Raw genomic sequence first — 18,891 nt, 5'->3', positions numbered from 1 at the left:
TGCGACCAGGTTGAAAAGAGGCTCGAAATAGTCCGGGCCGAACTTAAGTTGAAAGAACTCGAGTTGATAGCCCTCAAAGAGAGCCTTGAAAAACAGAAAGAACTGCTGGCAAAGCGCCTTTGCAGCATATATAAAGAGGGAGACCTCTCCTTCGTGCAGGTTCTACTCAGGGCGACCGATTTCTCCGATCTTATGACCCGCCTCTGTTACCTTGCCCTCATCGCCGATCAGGATGCACTGCTTCTGGAGCGGATCGAGGGGGATAAGGCGGAATCGGAAGCGAAGAAGATTGAGATAGAGGCGAGGGAAGTCGAGATAGCAGAGTCACTGACGACCCTTCAGGCCAACACCAAGAATATTAAAGATGTAAAAGTCTTGACCGAGATCAAAAGGGATCAGATCCAATCAGATCTCAAAGATAAGAAGACCCTCCTAACCCAGGTTCAGCGAGACCGGGCCACAGCTGAAAAGATCGAGGCCGAACTCCAACGCTCCTCAAACGAACTTGCGGCCTACATAAGGAGTCTTGAGAGCGGGGAAGGGCCCGAGGCTCCGATTGGACCTTTTAAGTGGCCGACCACGGGACCGATCACTTCCGGGTTTGGCATGAGGTTTCACCCCATCCTCAAGGTCTATAGGATGCATACCGGCATCGATATCGGCGCTCCCTACGGCCAGCCCATCCTCTCCGCCCAGAGCGGCACGGTGATATTTGCCAGTTGGCAAGGGGGTTATGGCCGGACCATCATCATCGACCACGGTGGTGGGATATCGACCATTTACGCCCACACCTCCGCTCTAAACTTCAATGTTGGCCAAAAGGTGAACAAGGGAGATATAATTGGACTTGTCGGCAGCACCGGTTACAGCACCGGCCCTCATCTGCACTTTGAGATCAGGGAGGGTGGAGAGCCGAAAAATCCAATGAACTGGTTTTAACTTAAGGAGAATTGAAGCATAAATGAGAAAAAAAGTCTTTGCCCTCGTCGGTCTCTTCCTCGCCATACTCATCTTCTTCTCGGTCGCCTTTCTGGCCGGATTTGTGACGAATAAACGCCTGACAAGCTCATTAGATGATGAGAGATTGCCAGATTACAATCTTCTAGATGAGGCCATCTTGAGACTTAAGGAAGACTACCTGGGCGACATCGATGAGGCCGACTTGATTCGCGGGGCGGTCAGAGGCGCCGTAGCGGAAATCGGCGATCCCTATACCAAATATTTAGACCCCAAGCAGGCCAAAGAGATGAACGAGGGACTCAGCGGCGAGTTTGATGGCGTCGGTCTCTACCTTTTGCAGAGGAATGGCGAGTGTCTCGTGGTAAAGGCGATAAAGGACGCCCCGGCCGATAAGGCTGGTGTTAAGAAGGGCGACGTAATCATCAAGGTAGATGACGTGGAGACCAAGGGCAAGCTCTTAGAGGAGATCGTATCCAAGATCAAGGGCAAGAAGGGAAGCAGCGTCAAACTGACCTTAAAGAGGGAGGGAATCGATGCTCTCGTTGAATTGAAAATGATCCGCTCCACCATAAAGATACCCAACATCACAAGCGAAGTCATTGATGGAGATATCGGCTACCTCAAGGTAGAAGAGTTCAATCAGATGGTTGATGAGGACATGGACGATGCCCTGTTAGATTTGGAGGCCAAAGGGGCTAGGGGAATCATTTTGGATCTTAGGGACAATCCGGGCGGTATTTTGGAGAGTGCTGTCGATATGGCGAGCAAATTTATTTCCTCTGGTGTGATAGTCACTGAAAAGAACAAGAGGGGCGAGATAAAGAAGTACGAGGCCAAGGGAGGAGGCGACGATAAGATCCCTCTCGTCCTCTTGGTCAACGGAGGAAGCGCGAGCGCCTCTGAGATTGTGGCCGGCGCCATCCAGGACAACGGCCGCGGCGCCATCGTCGGCGAGCAGACTTTCGGTAAGGCTTCGGTTCAGTCCGTCCACAAGCTGAAAGACAGTTCGACCCTGGTGATCACATCCGCCTCTTACTTTACCTCAAAGGGTAGGGATATCAACAAGAAGGGGATTACCCCGGATCACGTAGTTGCGCTCGCCGACGATGGCGCCCAAGATGACCAGCTCATCAAGGCCAAGGAGATAATCAATTCCATGATTCTGACCAAGGAGGCCGCATAGATATAAACGAGCTTAAGGGAGATATTTTACGCATAATCAAAAGGAAGGGCCAGCGCCCGTTAACCCAGTTTGAGCTGGCAGAAAAGCTTGGCTCCGATTTAGAACTATTGACCATCGCCTTAGAAGAATTAGAGAGTAAGGGCGAGCTTACAAGGACTAAGAAGGGCAAGTATACCCATCTCGAGGGCGCAAATCTCGCCGTCGGGGTTCTTAAGACCAACCGGCGTGGCTACGGTTTCGTCCTGACCGAGGGTCCAGATATTTATATCTCCAAGGACGATATGGGTGGCGCTCTAAACAATGACAAGGTCGTAGTCGGTCTCCACGGGCGCAGGTTCAAAGAGGGCAACATCGAAGGCAAAGTAATCCGCGTCATCGAACGAGCCAACCAAACGATCGTCGGTACGGCGGTCATCCAGAAGAAGACGACCTATGTCATACCATCAGACAAGAAACTATTCACCAAGATAATTATCGATCCAAAATCGGAGCCCAGGGCCGAAGAGGGACAGATAGTCCTGGTCAAGATGGAGCGGTGGCCGGATAAGAACATGGTCTCAAGAGGCCGGATCGTTGAGCTGATAGGCTCCAGAGATGATGTCGGCATCGAAATCGAGATGATTATCAGGGAGCACAATCTTGCAACCAGCTTCTCCGAGCCAGCCCTCAAAGAGACCTCGGGCATATGTGGTGTGATAAGCGAGGAGGAGCTGGCAGAAAGGCGCGACTTTAGTCGAGTCTTTACGGTAACAATCGATGGCGAGGATGCCAAGGATTTCGATGACGCCGTCTCGGTAAGGAGGCTGGAGGGCGGCCGCTTTGAGCTGATGGTCCACATTGCCGACGTCTCTCACTATGTCTCTCATGGCAGTCACCTTGACGAGGAGGCAAGGAGCCGGGGAACCAGCGTCTATCTTGTTGATCGCGTCATCCCCATGCTTCCGCCAAGACTATCCAATGATATTTGCAGTTTGAACCCAGATGTCTTGAGATTGACCTTCTCGGTCATCATGGTCGTTGACCATGAGGGCAAGGTCGAGCAGTTCGAAGTGGTCGAATCGTTCATCAAGAGCCAGAGGAGGCTCACCTATCGGGCGGTCGATGACTCCTTGAGTAGCGGCGTTTTTCAAGACGAAGAGGTCGGCTTCCTCATCAAGACCATGGCAAAGTTGAGCGATATCCTCGAGGCAAAGAGGCTTAAGCGGGGCAGCTTAAATTTTGAGACCATCGAGCCGAAAGTCATTTTAGACGAAGGCTTAAAACCCAAGTCCGTCGTCATCAGGGAGAAGACAAGAGCGACCAAGATAATCGAGGAGGCGATGATCTTGACCAATGAGACTGTCGCCTCCTTTATGCACTATCTCTCTCATCCCATGATATACCGGGTTCACGAGGAGCCAGACTACGACCTCTTATTGCAGTTAAAAGAGCTTCTCAAGGAATTCAATTATCCAGTCAAGGGCAAGGTCTCCCATCCCAAAAACCTTCAAAAGATACTCGACTTCGCGAGCTCAAGAGGTGAAAAGCTCCTCATAAACTCACTCCTTTTGCGCGCTATGAAGCAGGCCAAATATCACCCAAATTGCACCCCACATTTCGGTCTGGCTTCAAAAGAGTATACCCACTTCACTTCACCGATACGGCGCTATGCTGACCTCGTCGTCCACCGCATGATCAAAGACGCCCTCAAGGATGGCAGCCAAAGGGCTGGCCTGATCGAACTCCCAAACGAACTTGGCGAGATATGTGAGCACATATCCGTCGCCGAACGAGAGGCCGAAGATGCCGAAAGGGAATCGGTCAATGTCAAGCTGTGCGAGCTCTTAAGCGAGCAGATAGGTGAGGTCTTTATGGGCTCCATAACCGGGGTGACCGAATTTGGCATATTCGTCCAACTCGAAAATTCAGCCGAAGGACTGATCCATGTCAAGCGGATGAAGGACGACTTCTACGTCTTCGATCCCGACAGGTTTCTGCTCAGAGGCGAGCGCCTCGGCAAGGTCTACCGTCTGGGAGAAAAACTGATGGTCGAGCTGATATCGGTGGATATCCCATCCAGGCGGATTGACTTTTTGGTCGCCTAGGCCGCCGCAAAAGAGACTATCTCCAAAATTATTGAATATTTATTGACATATATTCTTGGTTTGTGTATATTATGCCGATATTATTGATAAATCTGGGAGGATGGAATGCTTAGGATAGGAATAGTTGGAGCCTCAGGTTATACCGGCTCTGAGCTGATGCGTCTACTCATAAACCATCCAAAGGTAGAGGTGAGCTATGTCACCGCAAACCGTCACATCGGCACCAAAGTTGCAGACCTCAACAAGGGGCTCTACGGTCTGATTGGTCTCTCCTTTGAGGAGTTTGACCCCAGGCGGGTAAAAGATCTGACCGACTTCGTCTTTGTGGCCCTGCCCCACGGCAAGTCGATGGACGTAGTTCCGGCCCTTTTAGAGAGCGGCGTCAAGCTCATCGATTTGAGCGGAGATTTCAGATTTGCCGACAAAGATATCTATGAGAGCTGGTATAAGATGGAGCACACCGCAGGCTCACTTCTGGGCAAGGCGGCCTATGGTCTTTCCGAGTTGAACCGGGAGATGATTAAGGCCAGCTCATTTGTCGCAAATCCGGGTTGCTTTCCAACGGGGGCTATTTTAGCTCTCGCCCCGGCTCTAAAGGCGGATCTGATCGAGGCAAGCGGCATCATAATAGATGCTCTTACCGGCACCTCCGGAGCTGGCCGGGTGGCCAGCGAGGAGCTCCACTTCTCGGAGGTCAGCGAGAACGTAACCTCCTACAAACTTGGCGGCATACATCAACACATACCGGAAATGGAAGCGGAGCTCGCCAAGATCGCCGGGGTTGAGGTGAAGGTCTCTTTCTCTCCCCATCTCGCGTCCTTTTCCCGGGGAATATATAGCACCATCTACGCCGATCTAAAAAAGAAGACCTCTTTGGAAGATGTCATATCGGTCTACGATGGCTTCTATGCCGGTGAGCATTTTGTAAAGGTCCTTTTAAAAGGCCACTATCCCGAGGTCAAGTCGGTTAGCGGTTCCAACTTCTGCCAGATCGGAATCGCCGTCGATGAGAGGTTGAACCGGTTGATAATCATCTCGGCCATTGACAATCTGATCAAGGGGGCGTCCGGTCAGGCGATACAGAACATGAACCTGATGCTCGGCCTAAAAGAGAAAGATGGTCTTGAGATGGCGGGCTTAAGACCATAAAGGAGAAGAACATCCATCTGGGAGGCTTAAATTGGAAGATGAGCTATATAAAATGATTGAAGGCGGGGTTGCGGCCCCCTTAGGTTTTCTGGCGGCCGGGGTGGCCTGTGGCATCAAGGCGAGCGGCAAGAAGGATTTGGCCCTGATAGTCTCCAAGAAGAAGGCCAAGGCGGCCGCCGTATTTACAACAAACAAGATGGCGGCCGCCCCGGTCGAGATGAGCCGGATGAATATAGCAGACGGGCTTGCCTCTGCTGCGGTTATAAACAGCGGAAATGCTAATGCTTGCACCGGTGAAGCGGGCAGGCGCGATGCTAAGATGATGGCTGAAGTAGCAGCCGAGGCGCTTAAGGTCGAGGCCAAAGACGTCATCGTCGCTTCGACCGGCATAATCGGGGTGCCCCTGCCCACAAACAAGATCTTCGAGGGGATTAGGGAAGGGGCGGGCGAGCTAAAAAAGGGGGGCAACGCCGCTTCGGCAGAGGCGATAATGACAACCGATACCTATCAGAAAGAGATGGCCATAAGCTTACCCTTTGGGGGGAGAGAGGTCAGAATTGGGGGCATGGCCAAGGGTTCCGGAATGATCGCCCCCAACATGGCAACCATGCTCGCCTTCATTACCACAGATATCGATATCTGCCGGACCTGCTTGAAAGAGGCCTTGACTGAGGTGGTCGAGACCTCCTTCAACATGATAACCGTCGATGGCGAGTGCAGCACCAACGATATGGTTCTGGCGATGGCAAACGGTTTGGCAAATAATGACAAGCTAATCTCGAGCGATCCTGACTACCCGGTCTTTTTAGAAGCCCTAAGATACGTAGCCCAGACGCTGGCCAAGCTCGTAGTCAAAGATGGCGAGGGGATAACCAAATTCATAGAGATCGAGGTCGCTCATGCCAGAAGCGATGATGAGGCCAAACTTGCGGCCATGGCGGTGGCCAATTCGCTACTGGTCAAAACGGCCTTCTTTGGAGAGGATGCCAATTGGGGCCGGATACTCTCGGCCGTCGGCCACTCAGGAGCAGCTCTCAATAAAGAAAGGGTCGATGTGAAGCTGATGGATACCGTCATCGTATCGGCTGGGAAAGGAAGCGGCTTCGATGAAGATAAGGTGTCGGAAGATTTGAAACAGGATGAAATCAAGCTCTTCATCGATCTGAATCTTGGAGAGGGAAGGGCGGTCGTCTGGACATGCGATCTCTCCTACGACTACATCAAGATCAACGCCGACTACCGGACTTAAGTGACGGACGCTTGGAAAGGTGATTGCATGAAGAAGGGAACATCGGTAACATTGCTCACAATCTCGATCGGCTGGCTGACATGGACCATATATTCTTTGAGCGGGCCTGGCTTAGTGCTCATGGTTTCATCTGCCCTCTACGGCACTTATTTCATTTTTATCTTGATGAGAGGGGCCGAGGATGCCCTGTGGAGCGCCATCTCGCTTCCCTTCGGCTACGTCTTCTTCTTTAAAGGGGCTGGCGCTTCCCTCATAGTCATGGTAGCGCTATCGATAATATTTGCGGCTCTGACCCTCATTCTTTTGCCGTGGGTTCTATACAGAGGATAGGAGAATCTTTGGTTATGAATATGAACAATGCACTTAGGGCCGAGGTTCTGGTCCATGCCCTTCCCTATATCAAAGACTACTATGGCAAGACTGTCGTCATCAAATACGGCGGAGGCGCCATGGTTGATGAGAATCTCAAGAAGTCGGTCGCAACAGATATCGTCCTCATGAAGTACGTCGGGATCAATCCGGTCATCATCCACGGCGGCGGACCAGATATAACTGAGGTCATGAAGAAGATGAACAAAGATGTCAAGTTCGTCGGCGGCCTTAGAGTGACCGACAAGGAGACGATGGAACTGGTCAAGATGGTCTTGGTCGGCAAAACAAACAAGGAAATAGTAAAGTTGATCAACCGGCACGGGCGACTGGCCGTCGGAATCAGCGGTGATGATGGCGGGCTGATACTGGCCAAAAAGATGATGATAGAGGGGGTCGATCTCGGCTTTGTGGGCGAGGTGGAGAAGATAAACTCGGACATCTTGGTAGATCTGATCGACGACGGGTTCACCCCGGTCATCGCCTCGGTCGGAGTCGGCCGGGACGGCGAGAGTTACAACATAAATGCCGACTTCGTTGCGGCCGAGATAGCCTCAGCCCTTTCGGCCGATAAGATAATATTCTTAACCGATGTTGACGGACTATATGCTGATTTTAGCGACAAGGCTTCACTCATATCGGAGCTTACGCTCAACGAATCGAAGGCCATGATCGAGAAGGGCGGTTTAGGCGAAGGGATGCTGCCCAAACTAAAGGCTTGCGCGAAAGCTCTCGATGATGGCGTAAATAGGGCGCATATCTTAAACGGGACCACCCCCCACTCCTTGCTCCTGGAGATCTTCACTGACGAGGGGATTGGGACTATGATAACGGGCGGGTGATTTTGTTGTTTCAGGATTACCTCTTGCAAGAAGAAGAATTTCATATGAACACCTATGCCCGTCTCCCCATCCTCTTTGAGAGGGGGGAGGGCTCCTATCTCTTTGATGTCGAGGGCAAGCGTTATATCGATTTCTTGAGCGGTCTAGGGGTCAGCAGCGTCGGACACTCCCATCCCAAAGTCGTCTCGGCGATCAAAGCTCAGGCCGAAAAACTCATCCACACCTCAAATCTCTTCTATACGTCTCCCCAGATAGAGCTTGCAAAAAAGATTGTCGGCCTATCCTTCGCTGACAAGGTCTTCTTTGCCAATAGTGGGGCCGAGGCCAATGAGGGAGCGGTTAAACTCGCCCGCAAATACTCAAAGGCCAAGAAGGGCGAAGGATGCTATGAGATAATAACTGCCCTTAGATCGTTTCACGGCCGGACTATGAAGATGCTGGCCGCAACCGGCCAGCCCGATAAACAGAGACCGTTTGAACCGATGCCGGTCGGCTTCAAGCACATTCCCCTAAACGAGATCGAGACCCTGCGCTCAACGATAAGCGAAAAGACTTGTGCGATAATGTTGGAGCCGATCCAGGGCGAGGGTGGCGTCTATCCATGTGATAAGGATTATTTGAAGGCGATCCGCAGACTCTGCGACGAATCGGGGCTGATTCTGATCTTCGATGAGGTCCAGACCGGAATCGGCCGCACGGGCGAGATGTTTGCCTATGAGTTCTACGGCATAGAGCCGGATATAATGACCCTGGCCAAGGGTCTTGGAGGTGGCCTTCCGATAGGGGCCCTCCTCGCCAAAGACGAGTTCTCTCGGGCCTTTAGCCCAGGGGATCATGGCTCCACATTTGGTGGAAATCTTCTCGTCTGCGCTGCCGCTTTGGCCGTTCTTGAAGTGATCGATAAAGAGGATTTACTGACAAATTGCAAGAATATGTCAGTTAAGATAATGAAGAGACTCGAGGCGATGCCAAAGAGCTCTGGCATAACCGAGATCAGAGGGACGGGGCTCATGATCGGAATAGAGCTGGCCAGCCCGGGGGCAAAAGCAGCCGTAAAGAGCGCCCTTAGCAAGGGTCTAATAATAAACGCCATAGGCGATAGGATAATCCGCTTTTTACCCCCGCTTTCGATCGGGGAGAAGGAGATCGACCTAGCGATGGATATCTTCGAGGATGTAATCATGAGCAGAAGCGGAAAAGAGGAGATGATTTGACAAGGCTCAAAGGTAAGGATTGCTTATGCCTTGCCGAATTTACCCAGGATCAGATATATAAGATTTTGGCCAAGGGGAGTGAATTTAAGAAGCTTCATTGGGCAAGGAGGTTGCCTCGTCTTTTGGAAGGCAAGACGGTCGCCCTCATCTTCGAAAAGCCATCGACTAGGACCCGCGTCTCCTTTGAGGCCGGAGTTGCCCAGCTCGGCGGTCATCCTTTGGTCTTAAACACAAACGATCTTCAGCTCAAGAGGGGCGAAAGCATCGAAGATACCGGCCGGGTCCTCTCCAGGTATGTTGATGCCATCGTCATGCGCACCTTCAGCCAAGACTCTTTGGAAAGATTGGCCTCCACCTCCGACGTGCCAGTCGTAAATGCTCTGACCGACGAGTATCACCCTTGCCAAGCTCTGGCCGATCTCTTGACCATACTCGAAAAGAGGGATCATCTGGCCGGAATCAAGCTTGCCTATATCGGAGATGGAAACAACGTCTGTCACTCCCTTCTTCTCGGCGGTGCCATGGTTGGAGTGGACGTCTGGGTCGCGACCCCTAAAGGTTTTGAGCCAAGCATTGAGGTGGTAAAGGTGGCCAAGGGGTTGGCCAGGAACTTTAAGCAAGAGATCAGGGTGCTCAACGATCCCAAGGTGGCCGCCATGATGGCCGATGTCTTATATACAGATGTCTGGACGAGCATGGGTCAAGAGGATGAGGCCATCAAGCGAAAGAGGGCTTTTGCCCCATATCAAATAAATGAGGCGCTCTTGGCCTCGGCCAAAAAAGATGCGCTTGTGATGCACTGCCTGCCCGCTCACCGCGGCGAGGAGATTGAGGCCGCGGTCTTGGACGGCCCCCATTCGGTCGTCTTCGATCAGGCCGAAAATAGGCTTCATGTCCAAAAGGCCCTTTTGAGTCTACTCATCGGGGATGAGAAATGAAGGAGAAGGAACTGAGGCAGGCGGCAATCAGGTCCTTGACCGATGAATACAAGATAAAGACGCAAGAAGAGATGATCCAGAGACTTAAGGAGAGAGGGATCGGAGCCACCCAAGCAACTTTGAGCCGAGATATCGTTGATCTGAAGCTGGTCAAGACGGATGAAAGCTATTATACCTATGAGGGTGAGCTCCAGTTTGCCAGACTGGCAAACGAATTCGTCACCGAGGTCATTTCGGCTTGCAATATAGTTCTGGTAAAGTGCAGCGAGGGGGCTGCCTCGGGCGTGGCCGCCACGTTCGATAGGCTCGGTTGGCGGGAGGTCCTGGGCAGCGTGGCCGGAGACGATACCATCCTTCTCGTCACCCCGACCGCCGATACCGCCAAGAGTATTGAGGTCAGAATAGCTGGCCTGATTTCTAAATAATAGACTTCAAGGAGGAGTAGTTGAAGGAGAGAGTCGTTCTCGCTTATTCGGGCGGTCTGGATACCTCGGTCGCCATAGCCTGGCTTAAGGATAAATACGATCTTGAAGTCGTCGCTCTGGCCATAGACGTAGGACAACCTGGTGATTTGGAAGAGATTAGAAAGAAGGCCCTAAAGATTGGAGCGGTCGAATCACACGTGGTCGATGCGAGGGAAGAGTTTGCCAATGATTTTATCGCGCAGGCTTTAAAGGCAAATGCCACTTATGAGGGCAAGTACCCGCTTGCGACCTCACTTGCCCGCCCCTTGATAGCTAAACATCTGGTAGAAGTGGCAAATAAGAGCCGCTGTGGCCACATAGCTCATGGCAGCACCGGCAAGGGGAATGATCAGGTAAGGTTCGAAGTCGCGATCGCCGCCTTGGATCCCAGGCTCAAAGTCATCGCCCCGATAAGGGAGTGGAGCATGACAAGGGATGAGGCCATGAATTATGCCGCAGAGAGGGATATCCCGGTTCCAACGACCAAATCCTCACCCTACAGCATAGACGAAAATCTCTGGGGCCGAAGCTGTGAATGCGGAGTCTTGGAGGATCCCGCCATCGAGCCACCCGAGGATGCCTTCGGCTGGACCAAATCACCTCTTGAGGCTCCGGAAAGCCCGGAGTATCTTTCGATCCAATTCGAAGAAGGGGTTCCAGTCGGTTTAAATGGTCAAGGGATGAATCTCGTTGATCTCATCGTGGACTTGAACCGGATCGGAGGCGGTCACGGCGTAGGCCGGATAGACATGGTAGAGAACAGGCTGGTTGGCATAAAATCGCGCGAGATATACGAGTCTCCAGCGGCCGTCATATTAACCCAGGCTCACCGAGAGGTTGAGGCCCTTACTCTAGAAAGGGACCTCACCCATTTTAAGAGTCAATTGGAATTGAAATATGCCGAGCTGATATATTACGGTCTCTGGTTTTCGCCACTTAGAGAGGCCTTGGCCGTTTTCATCGAAGAGAGTCAGAAGAGCGTTTCGGGAGAGGTCAAAATGAAACTATACAAGGGCTCAGCCATCGTTGTGGGACGCAAGTCCAACGAGTCGCTCTATGAACACAAGCTTGCCACCTACGATGCTGACGATGCCTTTTCTCATGACTCTGCCAAGGGTTTCATAGAGCTCTTTGGCCTACCAATAAAAGTTTGGGCCTCAAAGAGGAGAGGGGGAGCCTGGTAGATGAAGCTTTGGCAAGGACGCTTCAAATTGAATACCAGCGGTCTGGTTGAGGAGTTTACCTCATCCCTCGATTTCGACCGCCGTCTTTACGCCTACGATATCAAGGGGAGCATGGCTCACGTCAAGATGCTTGCCAAGTGCGACATCATCACCGAAAAGGAGGCAGCCGAGATAGAGGAGGGTCTTTCTGAAATATATCGCGACATAGAGGCCGATGCTTTCGACTTCGACCCGGCCGATGAAGATATCCATATGGCCATAGAGTGCGCTCTGATAGACAAGATAGGAACCGTCGGTGGCAAACTACATACGGCACGGAGCCGAAATGACCAGGTTGCTCTGGATGTCAGGATGTATCTGAAGGATGAGATGAAGTCGATCATGAATTTGATAATCGAGCTCCAGAGGGTTCTAATCGAACTTGCCCTAAACAATCTGGATGTGATAATTCCTGGGCTCACTCACTTTCAGCATGCTCAACCTGTGCTCCTCTCTCACCACCTCATGGCCTACTTCTTCATGCTTGAAAGGGATTTCGATCGCTTGAAGGACTGCCGCTACCGGACCGACAGCATGCCGCTAGGCTCGGGGGCACTCGCCGGGACGGTCTTTCCTATAGACCGGTATTTCGTCGCAGAAGAGCTCGGCTTCTCGAAGGTTAGCGAGAATAGCTTGGATAGCGTGAGCGACCGTGACTTTATCGTGGAGTTTCTGGCCGCTGCCTCCTTGATCATGGTTCACTTGAGCCGCCTCTCCGAAGAGCTCATAGTCTGGTCATCGTTCGAATTCGACTTCATAGAGCTCGGTGACGACTTTACCACCGGGAGCAGCATTATGCCTCAGAAGAAGAACCCCGATGTGGCCGAGCTCGTCCGGGGCAAGAGCGGCCGGGTATTTGGTGATCTCTTAAACCTTCTAACCACGTTGAAATCCCTCCCCCTCGCCTATAACCGCGATCTTCAAGAGGATAAAGAGGCCCTCTTCGATGGGGCCGATACCGTAAAGGCCTGTCTCAACATCTATGCCGCCATGCTGGGCTCGATCAGGATAAAGCCGGAGAGGATGAGGGCCTCCGCCGAGAAGGGGTTCTTAACTGCGACTGACGTCGCCGACTATTTGACCGATAAGGGCTTGCCGTTTCGCGATTCCCATAAGACGGTCGGAGAAATGGTCGCCTATTGCATAGAGAAGTCGATCACGCTGGGTCAGCTCAAACTGAAGGAGCTTAAGAAGTTCTCCCCCCTCTTCGAGGAAGATGTTTTGAGCCTCATCTCGGTCGAGACATCGGTCGATAGGAGAGATAGCTTTGGCGGAACCTCAAGATCTAGCGTAATCAAGGAGATCGAGATAGCTCAAAAGATGTTGGAAGAAGAGAAGATCTACCTCGCTTGAGCGTAAGGCCCCTCCACTTCTTTGGGAGCCGATTTGGATAATCAGACCGTCGCCAAGGTTTTGGGTGAGATATCGGAAATCCTTCAGATCCTTGGCGAATCCCGCTTCAAAATCAACGCCTACAGCCGAGCCGCCCGGGCCATCATGGGTCTCACTCAAGACCTGGTTGAGATCTATAAAGAGGGCGGCCTAGAGAAAATACCCGGCGTAGGCAAAAGCATCGCCCAAAAGATCGAAGAGCTCCTCTTGACTGGCAGGCTCTCCTATCATGAAGAGCTTCTTGCGCTCGTCCCACGGGGCGTGATGAATCTGATGATGATCCCGCATGTCGGGCCCAAAAAGGCCAAGCTGTTCTACGATGAGCTCGCCATATCCGATGTGGAAGAGCTCTATTTGGCGGCAAAAGAGGGCAGGCTTCAAAGTCTGCCCAAGATGGGAAAGAAAGCCGAAACAGCCATCATAGCCGCCATCGAGGACTTCTGCCGCTCACGGGAGAGGATTCTCTTAAGCGAAGCTTACCCCCTGGCCGAAAAAGTTATCGGTCACCTCAAGAAGAACGACTCTGTCTGGGATATCAGTTCGGCCGGAAGCTTAAGGCGGATGAAGGAGACTATAGGTGATATAGATATACTCGTCTCAAGCAACATGAGCGAGGAAGTATTCGATGATTTTACCCAGATGGATGGGGTGCTTAGGGTCATCGAAAGGGGCAGGGCGAAGGCTTCAGTCATGACCGAAGCCGGACTTCAGGTGGACTTAAGGGTCGTCTCGCCCAATGAATACGGCTCGGCCCTGCAATACTTCACCGGCTCCAAGGAGCATAACGTCCGCTTGAGGGATTTTGCCAAGAGAAGGGGTTATAAGATAAGTGAATACGGGATATTCGATGCAGGGACGGGCACGCGCTTGGGCGGCCGGCGCGAAGAAGAGATTTACAAGGTGCTCGGCATGAAGATGATGGACCCGACTTTGCGCGAGGACAAGGGAGAGATAGAGGCGGCCCTATCGGGCAGTCTGCCTGAGCTGATCGAAATCGGTGATGTAAGGGGCGATCTTCACGTCCACTCCAACTATAGCGACGGGCTAAATAGGATTGAGGAGCTGGCCGCCTCAGCTAAGGATTTGGGTTATGAATACATTGCGATAAGCGATCACGCCGAGGGGCTTAAAGTGGCAAGGGGGCTTACCAAAAATGACCTTAAGCGACAATTTGAGGAGATAGATCTGGTCAACGAAAAGATCGATAACTTCAGGGTCCTAAAGGGAATTGAGCTCAACATCGAGCTCGAGGGAGATGTCGATTTTGAGACCGACTTCTTGGAGGAGTTTGATATCGTGATCGCCGCAATCCACAGCGGTTTCTCTATGGCCAAGGATGAACTAACAGCGCGGATGATAAGAGCGATGGAGAATCCAAACATCGACATCATCGGTCACCCGACCGGAAGGATTCTTGGCAAGCGGCCCCCGTATCAGCTCGATCTTGACCGGGTCTTTGAAGCTGCGGCAAAGACAGGGACGCTCCTGGAACTCAACTCCCTTCCTGAAAGGCTCGACTTAAAGGATGAGCACCTCAAGAAGGCCAAAGAAGCTGGGGCAAGGTTTGCGATAGACACCGATGCCCACAACTTAAATCAACTCAAATATATTTTTTTCGGGGTAGCCACAGCCAAGCGAGGCTGGTTGACCAGAGAAGATGTTGTCAATGCCCATCCCTTGAACGTGATGCTATCGATGTTGGAGAAGAATTGACGTAAAGGGGATAAAAACCGAGTGAAGCGTCTTGAGAAAGACTTCTATGAGCGGCCGACCGCAATGGTGGCAAGGGATCTTCTCGGCAAAGTCCTGGTCAGAGTCGATACATACGGCAGAACCTCCGGGATGATCGTTGAGACAGAAGCCTACCTGGGCCCAGGCGACCCGGCAAGCCACGCTCATCGAGGAAGTACGCCAAGGAGCAGTATAATGTTTGGTCCATCCGGATTTGCCTATGTCTACTTCAGCTATGGGATGCACAACCTCTTCAATGTGGTAACCGAAAAAGATGGGGTGGCTGGAGCCGTCCTCGTCAGGGCGCTTGAGCCCCTTGAGGGGGTAGATATTATGCTTAAGCGCAGGGGCCATGTAAAGAAGACAGATATCGCGAGCGGGCCGGCCAGACTGACCCAGGCCATGGGGATAGGTCTTGAGCTAAACGGTTTCTCTCTGACGGGCGAGGACCTCTTTATCGTGGAGGAAGGTCTTAAGGTGGGGGAGATGGTCTCCACGACAAGGATCGGCATTTCAGATGGCAAGGAGTCCCTCTTAAGGTTCTATATAAAGGCCAGTTCTCACGTTTCGAAGAAGTGACATAAATCGCAAGCCATGTGTTACAATTGAATCGTTCTTGATCTTAAAGAAGGGATTTTTATGCCCAAGACGCGCCCTGGAAGGATATCTATCATATCAATCCTCTTCTTTCTGCTCAGCATGGTCGTATTATTCTCGATGGTCTCGATGGGAGAGCGGGGAGGAGCGGGGTTTTTCGACAACCTCTATCTTACGATACCATTTTTGTTTGCGGCCCTCTTCGGTCTCGTTGCTTTCTTTGCGGGGACTTTCTCGATGATCTACAAGGGGGAGAGGGCGGTTTTGGTCGTCATCTCGACGGGAATAGGACTCTTTGTGCTCATCTTTCTCTTGGGCGAAATCATCTTTCCACACTAAGCCGGCGCGCATTTACGGCGACTATGATCGTCGAGAGAGACATGAGGGCGGCGCCGGTCGCAGGCGCGAGAAGGATGCCCTTGCCGATCAGAAGGCCGGCTGCAAGCGGTATGGCGATCACATTATAACCGGTTGCCCAGACCAGATTCTCGATCATCTTACCGAAAGTCTTCTTTGAGAACGAGATGAGGAGGGGAACATCGCTCGGCCTGCTTTTGACCAGGATTATGTCGGCTGCCAAGGCCACAATCTCGGTTCCCGAACCTATAGCTATCCCCACATTCGCCGTTGAAAGGGCCGGTGCGTCATTTATTCCATCTCCTGTCATGGCTACTATCTCTCCCTGAGCCTGAAGCTCAATCACCTTATCTCGCTTTTCGTGAGGGAGCACTTCAGCAAAATAACCGTTTAAGGCCAGCTCAGCCGAGACTGCTTTAGCAACCCTCTCGTTATCCCCTGTCAGCATAAAAGATTTTATTCCGGCAGCCTTAAGGCTCTCGATGGCCCGGTAGGACTCAGTCCTAATCCGGTCAGCCAGGCTTATTACGCCAGCCGGGCGTCCGGAGACGATCACATAGACGAGAGTTTCGGCCCCCTCATCCTCAGCGTTGGCTAAGGTTAGGTTGTGCTCCTTAGCATATCTCTTGCTTGTCAGCATAACCTCTCGGCCGTCAACTAACCCCTTGATCCCGACCCCTTTTATGACCTGAGCATCGGCCGCCGCGCTCGGTCTGACGCTTAAGGCCAATGCCCTCTTTAAGATGGCCTTGGCGATGGGGTGCTCCGACTTCTCCTCGAGCGCGGCGGCCAGACCGATTAAAGCCGTCTCATCGAATGAATCGTCGATAATATTCACCGAGATCACTTCAAACGTGCCTTCGGTCAGGGTGCCGGTCTTATCGAAGAGGACAGCGGTTACCCCTCTGGCCTCCTCGAAGGCGGCTTTATCTTTTATAATCAGACCTTTTTTTGCCAACAATCCCCCGGAGATTGAGCTTACGAGCGGTATGGCAAGACCTAGGGCGTGTGGGCAGGCTATGACCATGACGGCGGCCATTCTCTCGACGGCAAAACTCAGGCTTCGTCCATTCAAATACCAGAAGATGAACGTGGAAGAGCCCGAAATGATGGCTATAAAAGTCAGCAATCTAGCAGCCCGGTCGGCTAGGCGGCGGGTTCTCGATTTGCTGGCCTGAGCCTCCCTTACGAGCTCCATAACCTTGTTTAGATAGGTACCTTCTCCGCTCTTTTCCAAGTTGACCTCCATCACCCCATCTCCATTAAGCGATCCGGCCACGACCTTATTGCCGGCCTCCTTTTTTACGGGGAGCGATTCGCCGGTTAGCATCGATTCATCGACGTAACTTGCGCCTTCAAGGACGAGGCCGTCGACGGGGATCCTTTCGCCAGCCTTGATCAGAATGCGGTCACCGGGCTTTAAGTCGTTGGTTCTGATATCGGTCATCTTGCCACCTTTAATCAGATGGGCCGTATCTGGAAGCAGCCTGGCCAGTCCCTCAAGGGCTTTTCCGGCTGAGATGATCGACTTCATCTCAAGATAATGGCCTATCAACATGATATCAATCAAGGTGGCAAGCTCGAAGAAGAAGGGCTCACTCTCAAAACCCAAGAGCACGGCCAAGCTGTAGATGTACGAAATCGATATTGCCAAAGCGATTAGGGTCATCATGGCGGGGTCTTTTCGCCTCAATTCTTCGACAGATCCAGTCAAAAAAGGGAAGCCGCCACAAAAGAAGATAGCGCTGGAGGAGATAAAAAGGATTAGATCACTTCCGGCTATAACAAGACTAAAACCGAATAGATTCTGAATTAAGGGGGATAATAGTAGTATGGGAATGGTAAGAAGGGCGGATACCCAGAATCTATTTTTGAGATCTTTGGTCATGTTGCCCCGGTGGTTAGCCCCGTGCCCCTTGTGGGAAGAATGGTCAACATCGCTTTTATGGGCCCGATCGACATGGGCGTTATGACTTATCTCAGAGTGTTCATGGGACTCATCCATCAAAAACCCCCTCAATCTGCTTACTCCACAATATATCAAGAGCCCGGCCTCATCAAACCGGCCGAAAGCCAAGCCTGGCTTATCTTGACTTAAGGCTCGTCATAAGTATGATTATATTAATATTTCAAACAAGTCCAAGTTAATCAAGAGAATGTAGATATGGAGGAAGAGGTGAAGATAAAGGAGATATACGATCTGGCCTTAAAGATGGGGATGGAGGCTGACCCCAGAGGTAAAGATGAGATAGACCGGCTTTTGTCCAAAGCCAAAAAGAATTTTAAGAAGATGGAGGAGGGCGAAAGGGCTATCTTTGACCAAGAGAGCCTGACCAACCCCTACTCCGACACCAGGATACTCTTTGGAGACGCTCAGGCCGAGGTAAAAAAGCTAATTTGTGGTATCGACATCGAGGTAGGCGAAGTGGTTCTGACCGATCGTCTCAACGAAAAGGGCGAAGGAATAGATCTTCTTCTGGCCCACCATCCGGAGGGGCGCGCCCTTGCCGGTCTCTCAGAGGTCATGAAGATGCAGGCCGACATCTGGCACCGGGAAGGCGTGCCGATAAATGTGGCCGATTTTCTGATCGACAAGAGGATGAAAGAGGTAGCACGCTCACTCATGCCGGTCAACCACAACCGGGCCATCGATGCGGCAAAGCTTCTTGGCATCCCTTTCATGAACATCCACACACCTTCCGACAATATGGTAACCGCCTATCTTCAAAAGGGACTCGACGAGGCCAAGCCATACACGGTCAAGGATGTTGTCGATTTCTTAAAGAATATAGATGAGTATAAAGAGGCGGCCCGGATGGGAGCTGGGCCGACCATCCTGATTGGAGACGGCGATAAGAGGGCCGGACGGGTAGTGGTAGATATGACGGGAGGGACAGAGGGGCCCGAGGATATCTATGAGAAATTGGCCGACGCTGGAGTGGGCACGGTGGTCGGAATGCACATGAGCGATAAACTCAAGAAGAAGGCCGAGAAGCATCACGTAAACGTGGTTATAGCCGGCCATATAGCCAGCGACAATCTGGGTTTAAATCTGATATTGGATGAGATAGAGAAGAGGGGAGTCGAGGTTCTTGCCTGCTCTGGACTGGTTAGGGTCAAGAGGAAGTAAGCCTTAAAT

Annotated in this window: 17 protein-coding genes; 16 read left to right on the top strand and 1 reads right to left on the bottom strand. The window is 51.9% G+C overall.

What is annotated here, in order from left to right; all coding sequences use genetic code 11:
• Nucleotides 1-48 precede the first annotated feature (48 nt).
• The 15 genes from QMD53_01700 (at nucleotide 49) to QMD53_01630 (ending at nucleotide 15,734) form a co-directional block, all read left to right on the top strand.
• Nucleotides 49-939 carry a peptidoglycan DD-metalloendopeptidase family protein gene (locus QMD53_01700; protein MDI6799392.1) on the top strand — a complete coding sequence of 297 codons (891 nt, stop codon included), beginning with the start codon at nucleotides 49-51 and terminating at the stop codon, nucleotides 937-939.
• A 22-nt stretch (nucleotides 940-961) separates the two neighbouring features.
• The gene (locus QMD53_01695) at nucleotides 962-2,143 is read left to right on the top strand and encodes a S41 family peptidase (GenBank protein ID MDI6799391.1); all 1,182 of its coding nucleotides are present in this window, start codon (nucleotides 962-964) and stop codon (nucleotides 2,141-2,143) included.
• 23 nt (nucleotides 2,144-2,166) lie between these two features.
• On the top strand, nucleotides 2,167-4,227 hold the full coding sequence (rnr, locus tag QMD53_01690) for a ribonuclease R (protein MDI6799390.1): 2,061 nt from the start codon (nucleotides 2,167-2,169) through the stop codon (nucleotides 4,225-4,227).
• A 105-nt stretch (nucleotides 4,228-4,332) separates the two neighbouring features.
• Nucleotides 4,333-5,376, top strand: a complete 1,044-nt coding sequence (gene argC / locus QMD53_01685) for an N-acetyl-gamma-glutamyl-phosphate reductase (GenBank protein MDI6799389.1) — start codon at nucleotides 4,333-4,335, stop codon at nucleotides 5,374-5,376.
• Nucleotides 5,377-5,407: 31 nt separating this feature from the next.
• On the top strand, nucleotides 5,408-6,625 hold the full coding sequence (gene argJ / locus QMD53_01680) for a bifunctional glutamate N-acetyltransferase/amino-acid acetyltransferase ArgJ (GenBank protein MDI6799388.1): 1,218 nt from the start codon (nucleotides 5,408-5,410) through the stop codon (nucleotides 6,623-6,625).
• A 27-nt stretch (nucleotides 6,626-6,652) separates the two neighbouring features.
• Nucleotides 6,653-6,955, top strand: a complete 303-nt coding sequence (locus QMD53_01675) for a hypothetical protein (protein MDI6799387.1) — start codon at nucleotides 6,653-6,655, stop codon at nucleotides 6,953-6,955.
• A 20-nt stretch (nucleotides 6,956-6,975) separates the two neighbouring features.
• On the top strand, nucleotides 6,976-7,836 hold the full coding sequence (gene argB / locus QMD53_01670) for an acetylglutamate kinase (GenBank protein ID MDI6799386.1): 861 nt from the start codon (nucleotides 6,976-6,978) through the stop codon (nucleotides 7,834-7,836).
• 44 nt (nucleotides 7,837-7,880) lie between these two features.
• Entirely contained in the window at nucleotides 7,881-9,050 is a 1,170-nt protein-coding gene (locus tag QMD53_01665) for an acetylornithine transaminase (protein MDI6799385.1), read from the top strand.
• Complete coding sequence (gene argF / locus QMD53_01660) at nucleotides 9,047-9,988, top strand: ornithine carbamoyltransferase (protein ID MDI6799384.1); 942 nt, start codon at nucleotides 9,047-9,049, stop codon at nucleotides 9,986-9,988. The genes QMD53_01665 and argF overlap by 4 nt, the downstream gene beginning before the upstream one ends.
• Nucleotides 9,985-10,413, top strand: coding sequence for an ArgR family transcriptional regulator (locus QMD53_01655; protein ID MDI6799383.1), 429 nt, complete (start codon nucleotides 9,985-9,987; stop codon nucleotides 10,411-10,413). The genes argF and QMD53_01655 overlap by 4 nt, the downstream gene beginning before the upstream one ends.
• Before the next feature lie 20 nt (nucleotides 10,414-10,433).
• On the top strand, nucleotides 10,434-11,636 hold the full coding sequence (locus tag QMD53_01650) for an argininosuccinate synthase (protein ID MDI6799382.1): 1,203 nt from the start codon (nucleotides 10,434-10,436) through the stop codon (nucleotides 11,634-11,636).
• A complete protein-coding gene (argH, locus tag QMD53_01645) occupies nucleotides 11,637-13,028 on the top strand; it encodes an argininosuccinate lyase (protein MDI6799381.1) in 1,392 nt (463 codons plus the stop codon). It begins immediately after the preceding gene.
• Between the two features lie 33 nt (nucleotides 13,029-13,061).
• On the top strand, nucleotides 13,062-14,780 hold the full coding sequence (gene polX, locus QMD53_01640; protein MDI6799380.1) for a DNA polymerase/3'-5' exonuclease PolX: 1,719 nt from the start codon (nucleotides 13,062-13,064) through the stop codon (nucleotides 14,778-14,780).
• Nucleotides 14,781-14,801: 21 nt separating this feature from the next.
• Nucleotides 14,802-15,377: a DNA-3-methyladenine glycosylase gene (locus QMD53_01635; protein ID MDI6799379.1), complete on the top strand. Its 576-nt coding sequence runs from the start codon at nucleotides 14,802-14,804 to the stop codon at nucleotides 15,375-15,377.
• A gap of 60 nt (nucleotides 15,378-15,437) precedes the next feature.
• On the top strand, nucleotides 15,438-15,734 hold the full coding sequence (locus tag QMD53_01630) for a hypothetical protein (GenBank protein MDI6799378.1): 297 nt from the start codon (nucleotides 15,438-15,440) through the stop codon (nucleotides 15,732-15,734).
• Here QMD53_01630 and QMD53_01625 read toward each other — a convergent pair.
• Nucleotides 15,718-17,757 carry a copper-translocating P-type ATPase gene (locus QMD53_01625; protein ID MDI6799377.1) on the bottom strand — a complete coding sequence of 680 codons (2,040 nt, stop codon included), beginning with the start codon at nucleotides 17,755-17,757 and terminating at the stop codon, nucleotides 15,718-15,720. The two genes, QMD53_01630 and QMD53_01625, sit on opposite strands and share 17 nt — an antisense overlap.
• 171 nt (nucleotides 17,758-17,928) lie before the next feature.
• Here QMD53_01625 and QMD53_01620 point away from each other — a divergent pair, with 171 nt between their 5' ends.
• Nucleotides 17,929-18,882 (top strand): NGG1p interacting factor NIF3, encoded by a 954-nt coding sequence (locus tag QMD53_01620; GenBank protein ID MDI6799376.1) that lies wholly within the window; start codon nucleotides 17,929-17,931, stop codon nucleotides 18,880-18,882.
• Nucleotides 18,883-18,891: the final 9 nt, after the last annotated feature.

The organism is Actinomycetota bacterium, assembly GCA_030017835.1.
Taxonomy (GTDB): Bacteria; Actinomycetota; Aquicultoria; order UBA3085; family Oleimmundimicrobiaceae; genus Yes70-04.
Note: the sequence above shows the minus strand (reverse complement) of the source record. Positions and strands in the feature narration are given on the sequence as shown.

Excerpts from the sequence above, each read along its gene's own strand:
- QMD53_01625 (MDI6799377.1), bottom strand. The coding sequence starts at position 17,757 with ATGGATGAGTCCCATGAACACTCTGAGATAAGTCATAACGCCCATGTC.
- argB (MDI6799386.1), top strand. The coding sequence starts at position 6,976 with ATGAACAATGCACTTAGGGCCGAGGTTCTGGTCCATGCCCTTCCCTAT.
- QMD53_01695 (MDI6799391.1), top strand. The coding sequence starts at position 962 with ATGAGAAAAAAAGTCTTTGCCCTCGTCGGTCTCTTCCTCGCCATACTC.
- QMD53_01675 (MDI6799387.1), top strand. The coding sequence starts at position 6,653 with ATGAAGAAGGGAACATCGGTAACATTGCTCACAATCTCGATCGGCTGG.
- argH (MDI6799381.1), top strand. The coding sequence starts at position 11,637 with ATGAAGCTTTGGCAAGGACGCTTCAAATTGAATACCAGCGGTCTGGTT.
- QMD53_01665 (MDI6799385.1), top strand. The coding sequence starts at position 7,881 with ATGAACACCTATGCCCGTCTCCCCATCCTCTTTGAGAGGGGGGAGGGC.
- QMD53_01655 (MDI6799383.1), top strand. The coding sequence starts at position 9,985 with ATGAAGGAGAAGGAACTGAGGCAGGCGGCAATCAGGTCCTTGACCGAT.
- QMD53_01630 (MDI6799378.1), top strand. The coding sequence starts at position 15,438 with ATGCCCAAGACGCGCCCTGGAAGGATATCTATCATATCAATCCTCTTC.
- argC (MDI6799389.1), top strand. The coding sequence starts at position 4,333 with ATGCTTAGGATAGGAATAGTTGGAGCCTCAGGTTATACCGGCTCTGAG.